This window comes from Pseudomonas sp. TE21435 (genome assembly GCF_056279265.1).
Genome location: NZ_JBWBQZ010000001.1, coordinates 4,350,222 through 4,364,957, shown reverse-complemented (window position 1 = coordinate 4,364,957; position 14,736 = coordinate 4,350,222). Strand labels below are relative to the sequence as shown.

Sequence of the window (14,736 nt, the reverse complement as noted above, 5' to 3'; positions counted from 1 at the left end):
CTTGTGGGTTCAATGTGCCTGCTTCCGAATAAAAATAAAAAGAATAAATATCGATTTATTTATAACCATATTGCATACGGATTCGCAGACACAAAAAAGCCTCGCACAAGGCGAGGCTTTCTTTGTGCAGCTACGACTTACATGAAGGCATAAGTGTAGTTGACGATGAAGCGAGTCTGGTCCTGGTCTTTGGTGAACTCGCTGGTCGAGCCACCGCTGCCACGGTACACGCCTTGGCGCAGGCTGAAGCCCAGGCCTTTGAAGGTGCCTTGCTGGATGGTGTAGTCGACGCGTGCGTCACGCTCCCACTCGTTGTAGGTGCCGTGGCCACTCTTGTAGCGAATGTCGTCACCACGCAGGTAGGCGACGGAAGCCTTCAGCCCTGGTACGCCCAGCGCAGCGAAATCATAGGAGTACTGACCGAAGTTGGTGTTCTCGCCAGCACGAGCGAACTGGTTGATCATGCTGTCGGTGAACAGGTAGAAGCTGGAACCGCCAGCGCCTTCCGAAGTACCGCTGTCGTTTACCAGGTTGCCCTGGCCCATCCAGACGAAGCCGCCATCGTCGCCAACCTGCTGGCGACCGAGCATCAGCGCGTGGCCACCCAGGGTGTAGGTGAACATGGCCGACCAGGTCTTGTTGTCGACCTTGCCAGTGTTCTTGGCGTAGCCGCCGTTGTTGCTGAAGTTGTAGGTGGCGTCATGGCCGTTCTTGCCGTCGCTGCTGCTGTCGAAGTAGCGCAGGTCGGTCTTGAACGACTGGTCGTCAGCGATCTTGAAGACGTGGGTGGCGCCCAGGAAGTGCTGCTTGTAGAAGTCTTCCAGGTTCGAGTAGTAGTACTGCAGGGTCAGGTCTGGAGTGAGCTTGTAGTCCAGGCCACCGTAGCGGAACTTGTTGCTTTCGGCCGTGGCGCCTGCCACGGACAGACCGGTACGGTTGCTCGAGGCACGACCCATGGCGTGAGTCAGCTGACCGGCGTTGATGGTCAGGTTGTCGATTTCCTTCGATTGGATGGTGCCACCCTCGAAGGTTTGTGGCAGCAGACGGCCATCGTTGGAGACCAGAATCGGCAGGTTCGGCGCGAGAGCGCTACCGAAGTGTGCTTCGGTCTTGGAGAAGCGAGCCTTGGCATTGGCACCGAAACGGGCCCACTGGTCTGCGGCACCTTTACCGTCATCCGGGAAGAAGCCACCTTTGTGATACCCCTTGCCGCCGTCCAGACGGATGCCCCACAGGGCCTGGGCATCAACACCGAAACCGACGGTGCCCTCAGTGAAGCCCGAGATGTAGTCGAGCTTGAAGCCCTGGCCAGACTCACGCTGATCCGGGCGAGGGTTGCCGTGGGCTTCACGGTTGTCGTTGTTGAAGTACATGGTGCGCGAGCTCAGGGACAGCTTGCTGTCCTCGACGAAACCTGCAGCGCCTGCTTGTTGGGCGAGAACCCCCAGTGCCACGGCCAGGGCCAGGCTGGACTTGTACATGTTTTGCTCCTCTACGTTCTAATTTTTGTGCGTCTCAAGCGGCGGAGTCTGCTGCCCCACTCACCCGGATTGGCGATTTAGCACCAAAGCGTGACCGCCTAGTCAATCACTAACGATCGATTCGCGACTTTGGTCTAACCCGCCGACCTGCGCTACAGGATAATGACAATCCTATAAATCCAAAATGACCGTTTTATGAATCTGTAAGATTTTTACGGAATAACATCGGAACCATTCCTACGAATCGTTGTATCGACGCCGTCAATCATACCTTTAGGTTATGTGCAAACGTTTGCAAGGGTGGCGACCAACGGCTTCCCGTCGGAACCGATCAAGCGTAGCTAGCTTGGGGGATTCCGCCACTGGCACCGCCGCCCCACACGGACGGAGGTCAGAGCGATTGGCTTTTAAGCTAATTCTAAAAAGTTATTTATTTCATGTTTCTTAGATCATCTAGTCTTCTCGCCATCTATCCCCGAATGCCTGACGAGAGGTTCAACCATGATACCGCATGCTCCGCTGCGCCTGTTCGCCGCCCTGACCCTCGCCAGTGCCAGCTGGCTGGCCCAGGCCGCCGACCTGACCGTCGCCTACCAGACCACCGTCGACCCGGCCAAGGTGGCCCAGGTCGATGGCACCTATGAAAAGGACAGCAAGGCCAGCATCGACTGGCGCAAGTTCGACAACGGCGCCGATGTGATCACCGCCGTCGCCTCGGGCGACGTGCAGATCGGCTACCTCGGCTCCAGCCCGCTGGCCGCCGCCGCCACCCGCAAATTGCCTGTGGAAACCTTCCTGATCGCCACCCAGATCGGCGCCGGCGAGGCCCTGGTCGCCCGCGACAGCATCAAGACCCCGCAGGATCTGGTGGGCAAGAAAGTCGCCGTGCCGTTCGTTTCCACCGGCCACTACAGCCTGTTGGCCGCGCTGAAGAGCTGGAACATCGACCCGTCGAAAGTGCAGATCCTCAACCTCGCGCCACCGGCGATCATCGCCGCCTGGAAACGCGGCGACATCGACGCCACCTACGTCTGGGACCCGGCCCTGGGCGTGGCCAAGGAGAACGGCAAGGTGCTGATCACCTCCGGCGAGCTGGCCGAGAAAGGCGCGCCGACCTTCGACGCCTGGATCGTGCGCAAGGACTTCGCCGCCAAGCACCCGGAGATCGTCAAGTCGTTCGCCAAGGTCACCCTCGACGCCTACGCCAACTACCGCAAGGACCCGAAAGCCTGGCTGGCCGACAAGGACAACGTCGCCAAACTGGTCAAGTTGTCCGGTGCCAAGCCCGCCGATATTCCGGTACTGCTGCAGGGCAACGTCTACCCACTGGCCGCCGACCAGGCCAATGCCCTTGGCGCACCGACCACCCAGGCGCTGACCGACACCGCCACCTTCCTCAAGCAGCAGGGCAAGGTTGATGCCGTGCTGCCGGACTACGCGCCCTACGTCAGCGCCCAGTACCTGCCCAACTGATCCGGAGCCCGTCATGGCCTTGCTCGAGCTGGAGCGCATCAGCGCACAGTACCCCGGCGCCACCACCCCGGTGCTGGCCGACATCAATCTGAGCCTGGGCCCGCGCCAGCTGCTGGTGGCCCTCGGGCCTTCCGGCAGCGGCAAGACCTCGCTGCTCAACCTGATCGCCGGCTTCGTCGCTCCCAGCGGCGGGCGCATCACCCTCGATGGCGCACCGGTGCAAGGCCCGGGCGCCGAGCGCGGCGTGGTGTTCCAGGACGATGCGCTGCTGCCCTGGCAGGACGTGCTCGGCAACGTCGCCTTCGGCCTGGAGCTGGCTGGCGTGCCGCGTGCGCAGCGTGAAGCCAAGGCGCGAGAGATGCTGGCGCTGGTAGACCTGGCCGGCTTCGGCGAGCGGCGTGTGTGGCAATTGTCCGGCGGGCAGAAGCAGCGTGTCGGCCTTGCCCGGGCGCTGGCCGCCGACCCGCGGGTGCTGTTGATGGACGAACCGTTCGGCGCCCTCGATGCCTTTACCCGCGAACAGATGCAGGAACTGTTGCTGCAGGTCTGGCAGCGCACCGCCAAGCCAGTGTTCCTGATCACCCACGACATTGAGGAGGCGGTGTTCCTCGCCACCGAGCTGGTGCTCCTGGCGCCCAATCCGGGGCGTGTGGTCGAGCGCCTGCAACTGGACTTCGGTCAGCGCTACGCCGCTGGCGAGTCGGCCCGGGCGATCAAGTCCGATCCACGCTTCATCGAGACCCGCGAGCACGTGCTGGCGCGGGTGTTCTCGCAACGTCAGGAGTCCGCATGAGCAGTATCGAATTGCCAGCCGCCGCCAAGCAGGCACCCCGGACGCCACCTGTCGTGAAAACCCGCAAGCCCTTGCCGACCCGCTGGATCAGCGCCCTCACCCTGGCCTCGCTGCTGTTGGCGTGGTGGCTGGTTACCGCCGCCGGCTGGATCGAGCCGCTGTTCCTGCCCTCGCCCGCCGATATCCTGGCCAAGGGCTGGACGCTGCTCACCCAGGGCTACATGGACGCCAGCCTGTGGCAGCACCTGGGCGCCAGCCTGGGGCGCATTGGCCTGGCGCTGCTGTTCGCCACCCTGACCGCCATCCCGGTGGGCATCGCAATCGGCTACAACCGCGTGGCCCGCGGCATCCTCGATCCGCTGATCGAGTTCTACCGACCGATTCCGCCGCTGGCCTACCTGCCGCTGATCGTCATCTGGTGCGGCATAGGCGAGCTGTCGAAAGTGCTTTTGATCTACCTGGCGATCTTCGCCCCGATTGCCATCGCTACCGCTACAGGCGTGCGCACCGTCGACCCCGCCAAGCTGCGCGCGGCGCAGTCGCTGGGCGCCAGCAAAATCCAACTGATCCGTCATGTGATCCTGCCCAGTGCATTGCCCGACATCCTCACCGGCATCCGCATCGGCCTCGGCGTGGGCTGGTCGACGCTGGTGGCCGCCGAGCTGATCGCCGCCACCAGTGGCCTGGGCTTCATGGTGCAGTCGGCAGCGCAGTTCCTGGTCACCGATGTGGTGGTCCTGGGGATCCTGCTGATCGCCCTGATCGCCTTCGCCCTGGAGATGGGCCTGCGCGCCCTGCAGCGCAAGCTGGTGCCCTGGCACGGCCAGAGCCATTGACCACCGAATGACCACGCCGGCAACCCGGCACCTGCAACGAGAAACCACATGAGCCTGACCGTTACCCCCTTGAGCCCGGCATTGGGCGCGCAGATCAGCGGCGTGGACATCAGCCGCGACATCACTGCCGAACAGCGTGACGCCATCGAGCAGGCGCTGCTCGAACACCAGGTGCTGTTCTTCCGCGACCAACCGATGTCCCCCGAGCAGCAGGCGCGCTTCGCCGCCCGCTTCGGCGACCTGCATATCCACCCGATCTACCCGAATGTGCCGGAGACACCGCAGGTGTTGATCCTCGACACCGCAGTCACCGACGTGCGCGACAACGCCGTGTGGCACACCGACGTGACTTTCCTGCCGACCCCGGCGCTGGGCGCGGTGCTCAGCGCCAAGCAGTTGCCGGCCTATGGTGGCGATACCCTGTGGGCCAGCGGCATAGCTGCGTTCGAGTCGCTGTCGGCGCCACTGCGCGAGATGCTCGACGGCCTGACCGCCACCCACGACTTCACCAAGTCGTTCCCGCTGGAGCGCTTCGGCACCACGCCCGAGGACCTGGCACGCTGGGAGGCGACCCGGCGCAACAACCCGCCGCTGTCGCATCCGGTGGTGCGCACCCATCCGGTCAGCGGACGCAAGGCGTTGTTCGTCAATGAAGGGTTCACCACGCGGATCAACGAACTGAACGAACTGGAGAGCGAGGCGCTGCTCAAGCTGCTGTTCGCCCATGCGACGCGGCCAGAGTTCAGCATTCGCTGGCGTTGGCAGGAAAATGACGTGGCGTTCTGGGACAACCGCGTGACGCAGCACTTTGCGGTGGATGACTACCGGCCCAGCCGGCGGGTGATGCATCGGGCGACCATCCTGGGGGATGCGCCTTTCTGAAAGATCCGGGGAGGCCATTGGCCTCCTTTCGCTGGCAGGCCAGCTCCCACAGGTTTTGCCACAACCCTGCGGGAGCGTCCCCAGCGTTCTACCTGACCAGGTGCAGGTACTGCATGTGCCGCTCGTACTGGTCGAGGATGTCGTTGATGATCTGTTCCTTGCTGTAGCCCACCAGGTCGTAGTTCTGGCTGCCCTCGGACAGATGCACCTCCGCACGGTAGTAGCGGCGGTTCTTCAAGTCCTGGGTCCCCAGCCCGCCCAAGGCGAACGATGGCGTGAAGTAGCCGCGCATCTGCACCTGGTAGATGAACGGCTGCTCCTCGCCATGGCCGATCTTCAGGCTGACGTTGTCATGGCTCGGGTCGTCCTGGGTGATCAACACCAGGCCCTTCTGCTCGAACACCTCGCGCACCTCGGCGATGGCCGGGCGCACCACGTCGTCCATGAAGCGATACACCTCGTCCCGAGACGGGAAGTGCACCGCCTGGCTCAGGCGTTGGCGCCAGCCACCACGCCCGCGCCGGGATTGGGCGAACGGCGCCAGCGAATGCATCTGCGCGATCTGCCGCTGGCTTTCCAGGTAGAAGGCCTTGTGCAGCCCCCACATCATGCACAGCAGGATCAGCGAGAACGGCAACGAGGTCAGCACCACCGCCGACTTCAGCGAGTCGATGCTGCCGGCGAACAGCAGGCTGCTGGTAATCAGCGCAGTCATCGCGCCCCAGAAGATCCGCAGCCAGTTCGGACCGTCCTCGTCGGCGCCGCCGCCCTTGGCCGACAGCGTCGACAGCACCACGGTGCCGGAGTCGGCAGAAGTGACGAAGAACACGAAACTGATGAACACCGTCACGGCGATCACTGTCTTGCTCCACGGGTAGGTTTCCAGCAGCAGGTACAGGCTCATCGACGGGTTGTCGAGGGCTGACTGGCCGAGCGCGATCATGCCGTGGTTGATCACCTGGTCCAGGGCGCTGTTGCCGAAGATCGACATCCACGCCAGGGTGAAGCCCAGGGGAATCAGCAGCACGCCGAAGACGAACTCGCGAATGGTCCGGCCCCGCGAGATACGGGCGATGAACAACCCCACGAACGGCGCCCAGGCAATCCACCAGGCCCAGTAGAACACCGTCCAGCCACCCAGCCAGTCGCGTTGTTCGCCGTAGGCGTACACGTCGAAGCTCTTGCGCGGCAGGGCGCCAAGGTAGTCACCGAGGTTCTGGATCAGCGTATTGAACAGGTGCTGGGTGGGCCCGGCGAACAGCACGAACAGCAGCAGCGCGCAGGCCAGGAACAGGTTGATGTCGCTCATCACCCGCACGCCCTTCTCCACCCCGGCGACCGCCACGGCCACGGCCGCGCCCATCATCAGGGTGATGAGGATCACCTGCACCCATTGGCTGTGGCTGATGCCGAACAGGTAGTCCAGGCCTGCGTTCAGGTGCAGTACGCCGAAGCCCATGTCGGCGCCCAGGCCGAACACCGTGGCGATGATGCCGAAGCCATCCACCGCGTAGCCGATCGGCCCGTTGATGCGCTTGCCGATCAGCGGGTATAGCGCCGAGCGCAGGGCCAGTGGCAGGTTGTGGCGGTAGGCGAAGTAGGCGAGCGCCATGCCGACGAAGGCGAATACGCCCCAGCCATGCAGGCCCCAGTGCAGGAACAGGATCTGCATCGCCTGGCGCCCGGCCTCGGCGGTGCCCGCCTCGCCCTGCGGCGGCTGGAGCATGTGGGTCAGCGGTTCGGAGACGCAGAAGAAGAACAGCGTGATGCTGATACCGGCGGCGAACAGCATGCCGGCCCAGGACAGGTAGCTGAACTCGGGCTCGTCGTGATCGGCACCGAGCTTGATCTTGCCGTAGCCCGACAATGCGGTGACCACCACGAAGACCAGGTACAGGGTCATGGCCAGCATGTAGTACCAGCCGACCGTGTTGGCCGCCCAGTTCTGCGCCGCCAGCAACCACTCGCCGGCAGCCTGTGGCTGGGCGATGACGATCAGGCCGAAGATGAGGATGAAGCTTGCCGCAAAATAGAACACGGGGGGGTTCATGCGGATCTTGCCGTTGGCAAGGTCGGGGGTCGGTGCACTCATTGAACGGGCACCTCGTCACGGGACGTGAGGTTCGGATTGAACGGGTTCAGCAAAGGCGATTCCTCCTTTTGAACACCGGCAATGGACCAGCGTTTTCGTTGAACAAGCGTTCAAGTTAAACATGGATCGGATTTCAATGCGACCCGATGCCGCTCCAGGACGTGATCGAGGTGGAGGCGGGAAGTCCCGCCACCACGCCTCATAAGCCTTGAGCTAGAGGGCTTTCTTGCCCTCGCAATCCAGTTGCAGGTTCGCCTGGGTAATGTTGCTGTCAGCCGGCACGCTGCGGGTCAGCCAGACATTGCCGCCAATGGTCGAACCCTTGCCGATGGTGATCCGCCCGAGGATGGTCGCGCCGGCGTAGATCACCACGTCGTCCTCGACGATCGGGTGCCGCGCCAGGCCCTTGTGCAAGGTGCCGGACTCGTCGCTGGGGAAGCGCTTGGCGCCCAGGGTCACCGCCTGGTAGATGCGCACCCGCTCACCGATGATCGCGGTCTCGCCGATCACCACGCCGGTGCCGTGGTCGATGAAGAAGCTCGGGCCGATTTGCGCACCGGGGTGGATGTCGATGCCGGTGGCCGAGTGCGCCAGCTCCGAACTGATCCGCGCCAGCAGCGGCAGGCCGGCTCGATAGAGGTGGTGGGCCAGCCGATGGTGGATGATCGCCAGGATGCCCGGGTAGCACAGCAGCACCTCGTCGACGCTGCGCGCCGCCGGGTCGCCGTGGAAGGCGGCGAGTACGTCTGTGTCCAGCAGCACGCGCAGCGCCGGCAGGGCCGCGGCGAAATCCTGGATCAGGCGCAGGGCGTGGGTATCGACATCGACCACATCGGTCTTGCCATGGCGCGCCGCGTAGCGCAGTTCCAGACGGGCCTGGGCCAGCAGCGCGGTGAGGGCGGCGTCGAGGGTATGGCCTACATAGAAGTCCTCGCTTTCCTCGCGCAGGTCCACCGGCCCCAGGCGCATGGGGAACAGCGCGCCGCACAGCTGTTCGAGAATCTGCCGCAGCGCCTCGCGCGACGGCAGTTCGCGCCCGCCCTGCTCGCCGCTGCTGCGGCCATTGCTGCTGCGCCACTGCTCGCGGGCGTTGCGCAGGCCACTGACGATACCCTGCAGTTGCCAGTGCCCGGTTGATGGTTGTTCGCTCACGGTGTTTCTCCTGCCAGGCGGCTTTCTCTATTTGCATACGCTCCTACAAGGAGGTGCAAAACACGATACGTCAAATCTGCCTCTTGGAAAAAACAACGCTTTATTCCATCCTGAGCTAAGTCGGGTATAAGCCGCTGCAATTTGCAGCTTTGGAATAACAACCTGATTTTTTATTATTTCCCGGCCTATGAAGCCCACCTCTATAGTCGCCACCTCACTACTTCCACAACAAGCGCGGGGCATGCCATGACCAAATTCGCCAAACCCCTTCTCAACGCCAGCCTGGCGCTCCTGCTCGGCGCCGGCCTGCTCGGCCAGGCCTTTGCCGGCGAACAGTTGAAGACCATCCAGGAAAAAGGCGTGATCAACGTCGGCCTGGAAGGCACCTACCCACCGTTCAGCTTCCAGGACGAAAACGGCAAGCTGACCGGCTTCGAGGTCGAGCTGTCCGAGTTGCTGGCCAAGGAGCTGGGGGTCAAGGCCAAGGTCCAGCCGACCAAGTGGGACGGCATCCTCGCCGCACTGGAATCCAAGCGCCTCGACGTGGTGATCAACCAGGTGACCATCTCCGAGGAACGCAAGAAGAAGTACGATTTCTCCGAGCCCTACACCGTTTCCGGCATTCAGGCCCTGGTACTCAAGGGCAGCGACAACGAGAAAAACATCAAGACTGCCGCCGATCTCGGTGGCAAGAAGGTCGGTGTCGGCCTGGGCACCAACTATGAGCAATGGGTGAAACAGGATGTGCCGACAGCCGATGTGCGCACCTACGAAGATGACCCGACCAAGTTCGCCGACCTGCGCAACGGTCGTATCGACGCCATCCTGATCGATCGCCTGGCGGCACTCGAGTACGTCCAGAAAACCGCCAAGGACAAGAAACCGACCGCACTCGCTGGCGAGAAATTCTCCAAGCTGGAGTCGGGCGTGGCCTTGCGCAAAGGCGAACCTGAACTGCTCGATGCGCTGAACAAGGCCATCGACAAGCTCAAGGCCGACGGCTCGCTGGCCAAGCTGTCCGAGAAATACTTCGGTGCCGATGTCACCAAATGATCGCTGAAAGCCTGCAACTCGTTGTCGATTCCGCGCCCTTCCTGTTGAAGGGCGCGGGTTATACCGTGCTGCTCAGCGTCGGCGGCATGTTCTTCGGCCTGGTGCTGGGTTTTGCCCTGGCGCTGATGCGGCTGTCGAAGATCCTGCCGCTGGACTGGTTGGCGCGCATCTATGTGTCGTTCTTCCGCGGCACGCCGCTGCTGGTGCAGCTGTTCGTGATCTACTTCGGCCTGCCGCAGATCGGCATCGAGCTCGATCCGATCCCGGCCTCGCTGATTGGTCTGTCGCTGAACATGGCGGCGTATATCTGCGAGATCCTCCGCGCGGCAATCTCCTCGATCGACCGTGGCCAGTGGGAAGCAGCCGCCAGCATCGGCATGACCCGCACCCAGGCCATGCGCCGGGCGATCCTGCCGCAAGCCCTGCGCACCGCCCTGCCTCCGCTGGGCAACAGCTTCATCTCGCTGGTCAAGGACACCGCCCTGGCGGCGACCATCCAGGTGCCCGAGCTGTTCCGCCAGGCGCAGCTGATCACCGCACGGACCTTCGAGGTCTTCACCATGTACCTGGCTGTCGCGGTGGTCTACTGGATCCTCTGCAGCATCCTGGCGCACTTCCAGAACCGCATGGAAGCGCGGGTCAACCAGCACGACCAGGAGCACTGAGATGATCGTAGTAGAAGGCCTGACCAAGCAGTTCAAGGGCCAGACCGTGCTCAACGGCATCGACCTGAGCGTGCAGCCCGGCGAAGTGGTGGCCATCATCGGCCCCAGCGGCTCGGGCAAGACCACCTTCCTGCGCTGCCTGAACCTGCTGGAAACCCCCGATGCCGGGCGCATCCAGATCGGCGATATCAGCATCGATGCCAACCGTCCGTTGGGTGGCCAGCAGAGTGCGATCCGCCGCCTGCGCCAACAGGCCGGTTTCGTGTTCCAGAACTTCAACCTGTTCCCTCACCGCACCGCCCTGGAGAACGTCATCGAAGGGCCGGTGATCGTCAAGAAGACGCCCCGCGACAAGGCCATCGAGCTGGCCAAGCGCCTTCTGGCCAAGGTCGGCCTGGCAGGCAAGGAGGACGCCTACCCCAGGCGCCTGTCCGGTGGCCAGCAGCAACGGGTGGCCATCGCCCGGGCCCTGGCCATGGAGCCGGAGGTGATCCTGTTCGACGAGCCCACTTCGGCGCTCGACCCCGAACTGGTTGGCGAAGTGCTGGAAACCATCCGCGGCCTGGCCGAGGAAAAGCGCACCATGATCATCGTCACCCACGAGATGAGCTTCGCCCGCGATGTCGCCAACCGGGTGATCTTCTTCGACAAGGGCGTGATCGTCGAGCAGGGCGAGGCCAAGGCGCTGTTCGCCAACCCGAAGGAAGAGCGCACACGCCAGTTCCTGCGCAAGTTCCTCGGCACCGCCGCCGGCCAGGAATGAGCCCGATGCGCGGGGCTCACACCTCGCGCAGGTTGTGACAACGCCTGAAGCGCGCTTCCAGGTTGCGATCGGGCATCTGGTGGCTGCGCAGGGCGTTGAGGGTCTGCTCCACGTAATCGCGCGTGGTGCCATAGCGCCCCTTGGCGCTGGCGAGGATCTGGCTGAGCAGGGTGTCCGGCAGGTTGCCCGCATAGCACGGCAGGTGCCGCTCCAGCACGAAGCCCAGCGCCTGCACCTTGCTGCCATCGTTCAGGCGGCAACTCAGCCAATGCGGACGGTAGGCCGGGAACGGCATCTCACGTTGCCACAGTGCCATCAGCGAGTCATGGAGGTTGGTTTCGTCCAGACGGAAGGCAAAACCGCTGCAGGAGCCGCCACGGTCCAGGCCGAACACCAGGCCCGGGCACTCCGGAGTGCCACGGTGTTCGTGGGACCACAGGTAGAGGCCGCGGTGGTAACCATGCACCCGCGCCCGCTGGCGCTCGACCGAGTTGCATTCGGGGCGCCAGATCAGCGAACCGTAGGCAAAAAGCCAGACCGGGCCGCCTTCGTGCTGGGACATGGTTTCCTGCATCGAACGCTGCAGTTGTTCACGGGTCAACTGCTGCCCGAAGTCGAGTGACGGCGGATAGGCTATTTGCCAGGATGAACTTTCAAGCGTCGACATGAGCTGCCGCCATTAATTCCTGAGAACTACCAAAGTGCAGGTATTGCCGTGCCTGTTCGGATGCTATCGCGGGGCAAGCCCGCTTCCACAAAGGCCTACCAGGATCGCGTGGGAACGGGTTTGCCCGGCGATTTACCTGGTACCTAACGTAAGGCAGAACGCACTTTGCACTCAACCCCGAAAACAGGATTTCATTAAAGCATCCGCTGAACGGAAACTAATAGTCCGAGTATAGCGAAACTTATTACCCGCACCGGTAACAATCTCCGCCATATAATCAACAGGAAAACACTTGGTTATTAAACCCGACACGCCCTTGCAGCGTGCCGGGTTACTTCACCCGCGTGGCGCGTAGGCGAACACGTCAGCCCGCATGCGGTGGGCATCCATGCCTGCCTCGACCAATGCATCGAGGGTGGCGTAGACCATGTTCGGCGAGCCACTGGCATAGACATGCACCTGGTTGAGGTCGCCAATGTCCTCGCATACCGCTTCGTGGAGCAGGCCACACCGCCCTTCCCAACCGCACAGATCGCTGACCACCTTGTGCAGGAACAGGTTCGGCAGGCGCTCCCACTCGGCCCAGTGCTCGATCTGGTAGAAGTCTTCAGGCCGGCGCACACCCCAGTACAAGTGCACCGGGTGCTTGAAGCCCTGCGCCCGGCAGTGCTCGATCAGGCTGTGCATCTGCCCCATACCGGTACCGGCGGCGATCAGTACCAGCGGGCCGTCAGGCAACTCTGCCAGGTGCGCATCACCAAATGGCAGTTCGATGCGGGCCAGGCCATTGCGCTGCAACTGCTGGATCAACTGCACGGCACTGCTTTCGCGGGCCAGCACATGTAGCTCCAGCTCACGCCCACCGTGGGGCGCCGAAGCGAGCGAAAAAGCTGCCTTGTCCATGCCCTCACGCTCGATCATCAGGTATTGCCCGGCGTGGTAGCGGGGCGGCTTGCCGGCCGGCGCGCGCAGGCGCACGCGCCAGACATCGCCACCGATCTCGACGCACTCGCTCACGGTACAGGCCAGCTTGCGCAGCGGCAGCTCGCCCAAGGCCAGCACACCATCCCACAGCAACACACAGTCCTCCAGCGGCTCGGCGATGCAGGTGAACAGCTCACCGTGATCGCGCACTTGGCCTTCCTGGCGAACACTGCCTTCCACCAGCAGCGCGGCACACACATGGCAGTTGCCGTTGCGGCAGCTGTTCGGGCAGTCATAGCCCAGGCGCCGTGCCGCATCCAGAATCCTTTCACCCGGTTCGACCGCCAGTACCGCCCCGGAAGGCTGCAAGGTTACCTGCATCAATCTATTCCCAACTGGTCCCACAGCTCATCGATACGGCGGGTGACGGCCTCGTCCTTGACGATGACCCGGCCCCATTCGCGTGTAGTCTCGCCCGGCCATTTGTGCGTGGCGTCCAGGCCCATCTTCGACCCCAGCCCCGATACCGGCGACGCGAAGTCGAGGTAGTCGATCGGGGTGTTGTCGATCATCACCGTATCACGCTTGGGGTCCATGCGCGTGGTGATGGCCCAGATCACATCGTTCCAGTCGCGAGCGTTGATATCGTCGTCGGTGACGATAACGAACTTGGTGTACATGAACTGTCGCAGGAACGACCACACACCCAGCATCACGCGCTTGGCATGGCCAGGGTACTGCTTCTTCATGGTCACCACCGCCATGCGGTACGAGCAGCCTTCCGGCGGCAGGTAGAAGTCGGTGATCTCGGGGAACTGCTTCTGCAGGATCGGCACGAACACTTCGTTCAGCGCCACGCCAAGGATCGCCGGCTCATCCGGCGGCCTGCCGGTGTAGGTGCTGTGGTAGATCGGCTTTTGCCGGTGGGTGATGCGCTCGACGGTGAACACCGGGAAGCTGTCCACTTCGTTGTAGTAGCCGGTGTGGTCGCCGTACGGGCCTTCCGGGGCCATCTCGCCGGGGTGGATCACGCCTTCGAGGATGATCTCGGCGGTGGCCGGTACCTGCAGGTCGTTGCCACGGCACTTGACCAGTTCGGTGCGGTTGCCACGCAACAGGCCAGCGAAGGCGTACTCGGAAAGCGTGTCCGGGACCGGGGTCACGGCACCGAGGATGGTCGCCGGGTCCGCGCCCAACGCCACGGCTACCGGGAACGGCTGGCCAGGATGCTTCTCGCACCATTCGCGGTAGTCCAGCGCCCCGCCGCGGTGGCTCAGCCAGCGCATGATCACCTTGTTGCGGCCAATCACCTGCTGGCGATAGATACCCAGGTTCTGGCGGTCCTTGTTCGGCCCGCGAGTCACGGTCAGGCCCCAGGTGATCAGTGGCGCAACATCGCCCGGCCAGCAGTGCTGGATCGGCAGCTGGCCGAGGTCGACATCATCGCCTTCGACCACGATTTCCTGGCACACCGCGTCCTTGACCACCTTCGGCGCCATGGACACGACCTTCTTGAAGATCGGCAGCTTCGACCAGGCATCCTTCAGGCCCTTCGGCGGCTCGGGCTCCTTGAGAAACGCCAGCAGCTTGCCGATCTCGCGCAGTTCTTCGGTCGACTCGGCCCCCATACCCATGGCCACGCGCTCGGGGGTGCCGAACAGGTTGCCCAGCACCGGCATGTCGAAGCCGGTGGGTTTTTCGAAGAGCAAGGCCGGACCCTTGGCGCGCAGCGTGCGGTCGCAGACTTCGGTCATTTCCAGAACTGGGGAGATGGGAACCTGGATGCGCTTGAGTTCACCGCGCTGTTCCAGGCCACGAATGAAGTCGCGTAGATCGCGATACTGCATGCAAGGGCCTCGTGTTGGGCGTATCGGTCGGGGTGCAGAGTGTAGCGCCGTTGGCGGGGTAAAGGCCAAGAATGACTTGGGGCCGCTTCGCGCCCCATCGCCGGCAAG

The 14,736-nt window shown here is 63.2% G+C and carries 13 protein-coding genes; 7 read left to right on the top strand and 6 right to left on the bottom strand.

Annotated features, from left to right (window positions below):
• Nucleotides 1–137 precede the first annotated feature (137 nt).
• Nucleotides 138–1,481 (bottom strand): OprD family porin, encoded by a 1,344-nt coding sequence (locus ACZ9C1_RS19745; RefSeq protein WP_023632432.1) that lies wholly within the window; start codon nucleotides 1,479–1,481, stop codon nucleotides 138–140.
• 501 nt (nucleotides 1,482–1,982) lie between these two features.
• On the opposite strand from ACZ9C1_RS19745, the gene tauA reads away from it, so the two are divergent.
• Genes tauA through tauD form a run of 4 tightly spaced genes read left to right on the top strand, consistent with a single transcriptional unit; the run spans nucleotide 1,983 to nucleotide 5,465 of the window.
• Nucleotides 1,983–2,954 carry a taurine ABC transporter substrate-binding protein gene (gene tauA, locus ACZ9C1_RS19740; RefSeq protein WP_476254299.1) on the top strand — a complete coding sequence of 324 codons (972 nt, stop codon included), beginning with the start codon at nucleotides 1,983–1,985 and terminating at the stop codon, nucleotides 2,952–2,954.
• Nucleotides 2,955–2,967: 13 nt separating this feature from the next.
• Complete coding sequence (gene tauB / locus ACZ9C1_RS19735) at nucleotides 2,968–3,747, top strand: taurine ABC transporter ATP-binding subunit (protein WP_046857525.1); 780 nt, start codon at nucleotides 2,968–2,970, stop codon at nucleotides 3,745–3,747.
• Nucleotides 3,744–4,583, top strand: a complete 840-nt coding sequence (gene tauC, locus ACZ9C1_RS19730; protein ID WP_277502464.1) for a taurine ABC transporter permease TauC — start codon at nucleotides 3,744–3,746, stop codon at nucleotides 4,581–4,583. The genes tauB and tauC overlap by 4 nt, the downstream gene beginning before the upstream one ends.
• Before the next feature lie 48 nt (nucleotides 4,584–4,631).
• Nucleotides 4,632–5,465 carry a taurine dioxygenase gene (tauD, locus tag ACZ9C1_RS19725; protein ID WP_277502463.1) on the top strand — a complete coding sequence of 278 codons (834 nt, stop codon included), beginning with the start codon at nucleotides 4,632–4,634 and terminating at the stop codon, nucleotides 5,463–5,465.
• 88 nt (nucleotides 5,466–5,553) lie between these two features.
• Here the strand turns inward: tauD and betT are convergent, their stop codons facing one another.
• Nucleotides 5,554–7,515: a choline transporter BetT gene (betT, locus tag ACZ9C1_RS19720; protein ID WP_476254584.1), complete on the bottom strand. Its 1,962-nt coding sequence runs from the start codon at nucleotides 7,513–7,515 to the stop codon at nucleotides 5,554–5,556.
• Nucleotides 7,516–7,770: 255 nt separating this feature from the next.
• A complete protein-coding gene (gene epsC / locus ACZ9C1_RS19715; RefSeq protein WP_046857529.1) occupies nucleotides 7,771–8,709 on the bottom strand; it encodes a serine O-acetyltransferase EpsC in 939 nt (312 codons plus the stop codon).
• Nucleotides 8,710–8,955: 246 nt separating this feature from the next.
• On the opposite strand from epsC, the gene tcyJ reads away from it, so the two are divergent.
• The 3 genes from tcyJ to tcyN are packed head-to-tail and all read left to right on the top strand — an operon-like array spanning nucleotide 8,956 to nucleotide 11,190.
• A complete protein-coding gene (gene tcyJ / locus ACZ9C1_RS19710; RefSeq protein WP_023630289.1) occupies nucleotides 8,956–9,762 on the top strand; it encodes a cystine ABC transporter substrate-binding protein in 807 nt (268 codons plus the stop codon).
• Nucleotides 9,759–10,427, top strand: a complete 669-nt coding sequence (tcyL, locus tag ACZ9C1_RS19705) for a cystine ABC transporter permease (protein ID WP_046857530.1) — start codon at nucleotides 9,759–9,761, stop codon at nucleotides 10,425–10,427. Before tcyJ ends, tcyL begins: the two co-directional genes overlap by 4 nt.
• Before the next feature lies 1 nt (nucleotide 10,428).
• The gene (tcyN, locus tag ACZ9C1_RS19700) at nucleotides 10,429–11,190 is read left to right on the top strand and encodes an L-cystine ABC transporter ATP-binding protein TcyN (RefSeq protein ID WP_139667824.1); all 762 of its coding nucleotides are present in this window, start codon (nucleotides 10,429–10,431) and stop codon (nucleotides 11,188–11,190) included.
• Between the two features lie 16 nt (nucleotides 11,191–11,206).
• Here tcyN and ACZ9C1_RS19695 read toward each other — a convergent pair whose 3' ends face one another.
• The 3 genes from ACZ9C1_RS19695 to ubiD form a co-directional block, all read right to left on the bottom strand.
• A complete protein-coding gene (locus tag ACZ9C1_RS19695) occupies nucleotides 11,207–11,857 on the bottom strand; it encodes a gamma-glutamylcyclotransferase (protein WP_139667822.1) in 651 nt (216 codons plus the stop codon).
• Between the two features lie 336 nt (nucleotides 11,858–12,193).
• Nucleotides 12,194–13,162, bottom strand: a complete 969-nt coding sequence (locus ACZ9C1_RS19690; RefSeq protein ID WP_102683474.1) for a CDP-6-deoxy-delta-3,4-glucoseen reductase — start codon at nucleotides 13,160–13,162, stop codon at nucleotides 12,194–12,196.
• Entirely contained in the window at nucleotides 13,162–14,628 is a 1,467-nt protein-coding gene (ubiD, locus tag ACZ9C1_RS19685) for a 4-hydroxy-3-polyprenylbenzoate decarboxylase (RefSeq protein ID WP_046857534.1), read from the bottom strand. The genes ACZ9C1_RS19690 and ubiD overlap by 1 nt, the downstream gene beginning before the upstream one ends.
• Nucleotides 14,629–14,736 lie beyond the last annotated feature (108 nt).

Bases quoted from the DNA above. Each gene is read 5' to 3' on its own strand.
- ACZ9C1_RS19745 (WP_023632432.1), bottom strand. From the start codon at position 1,481: ATGTACAAGTCCAGCCTGGCCCTGGCCGTGGCACTGGGGGTTCTCGCC.
- tauC (WP_277502464.1), top strand. From the start codon at position 3,744: ATGAGCAGTATCGAATTGCCAGCCGCCGCCAAGCAGGCACCCCGGACG.
- ACZ9C1_RS19695 (WP_139667822.1), bottom strand. From the start codon at position 11,857: ATGTCGACGCTTGAAAGTTCATCCTGGCAAATAGCCTATCCGCCGTCA.
- tcyL (WP_046857530.1), top strand. From the start codon at position 9,759: ATGATCGCTGAAAGCCTGCAACTCGTTGTCGATTCCGCGCCCTTCCTG.
- betT (WP_476254584.1), bottom strand. From the start codon at position 7,515: ATGAACCCCCCCGTGTTCTATTTTGCGGCAAGCTTCATCCTCATCTTC.
- tcyJ (WP_023630289.1), top strand. From the start codon at position 8,956: ATGACCAAATTCGCCAAACCCCTTCTCAACGCCAGCCTGGCGCTCCTG.
- tauA (WP_476254299.1), top strand. From the start codon at position 1,983: ATGATACCGCATGCTCCGCTGCGCCTGTTCGCCGCCCTGACCCTCGCC.
- tcyN (WP_139667824.1), top strand. From the start codon at position 10,429: ATGATCGTAGTAGAAGGCCTGACCAAGCAGTTCAAGGGCCAGACCGTG.
- ubiD (WP_046857534.1), bottom strand. From the start codon at position 14,628: ATGCAGTATCGCGATCTACGCGACTTCATTCGTGGCCTGGAACAGCGC.
- tauB (WP_046857525.1), top strand. From the start codon at position 2,968: ATGGCCTTGCTCGAGCTGGAGCGCATCAGCGCACAGTACCCCGGCGCC.
- ACZ9C1_RS19690 (WP_102683474.1), bottom strand. From the start codon at position 13,162: ATGCAGGTAACCTTGCAGCCTTCCGGGGCGGTACTGGCGGTCGAACCG.
- tauD (WP_277502463.1), top strand. From the start codon at position 4,632: ATGAGCCTGACCGTTACCCCCTTGAGCCCGGCATTGGGCGCGCAGATC.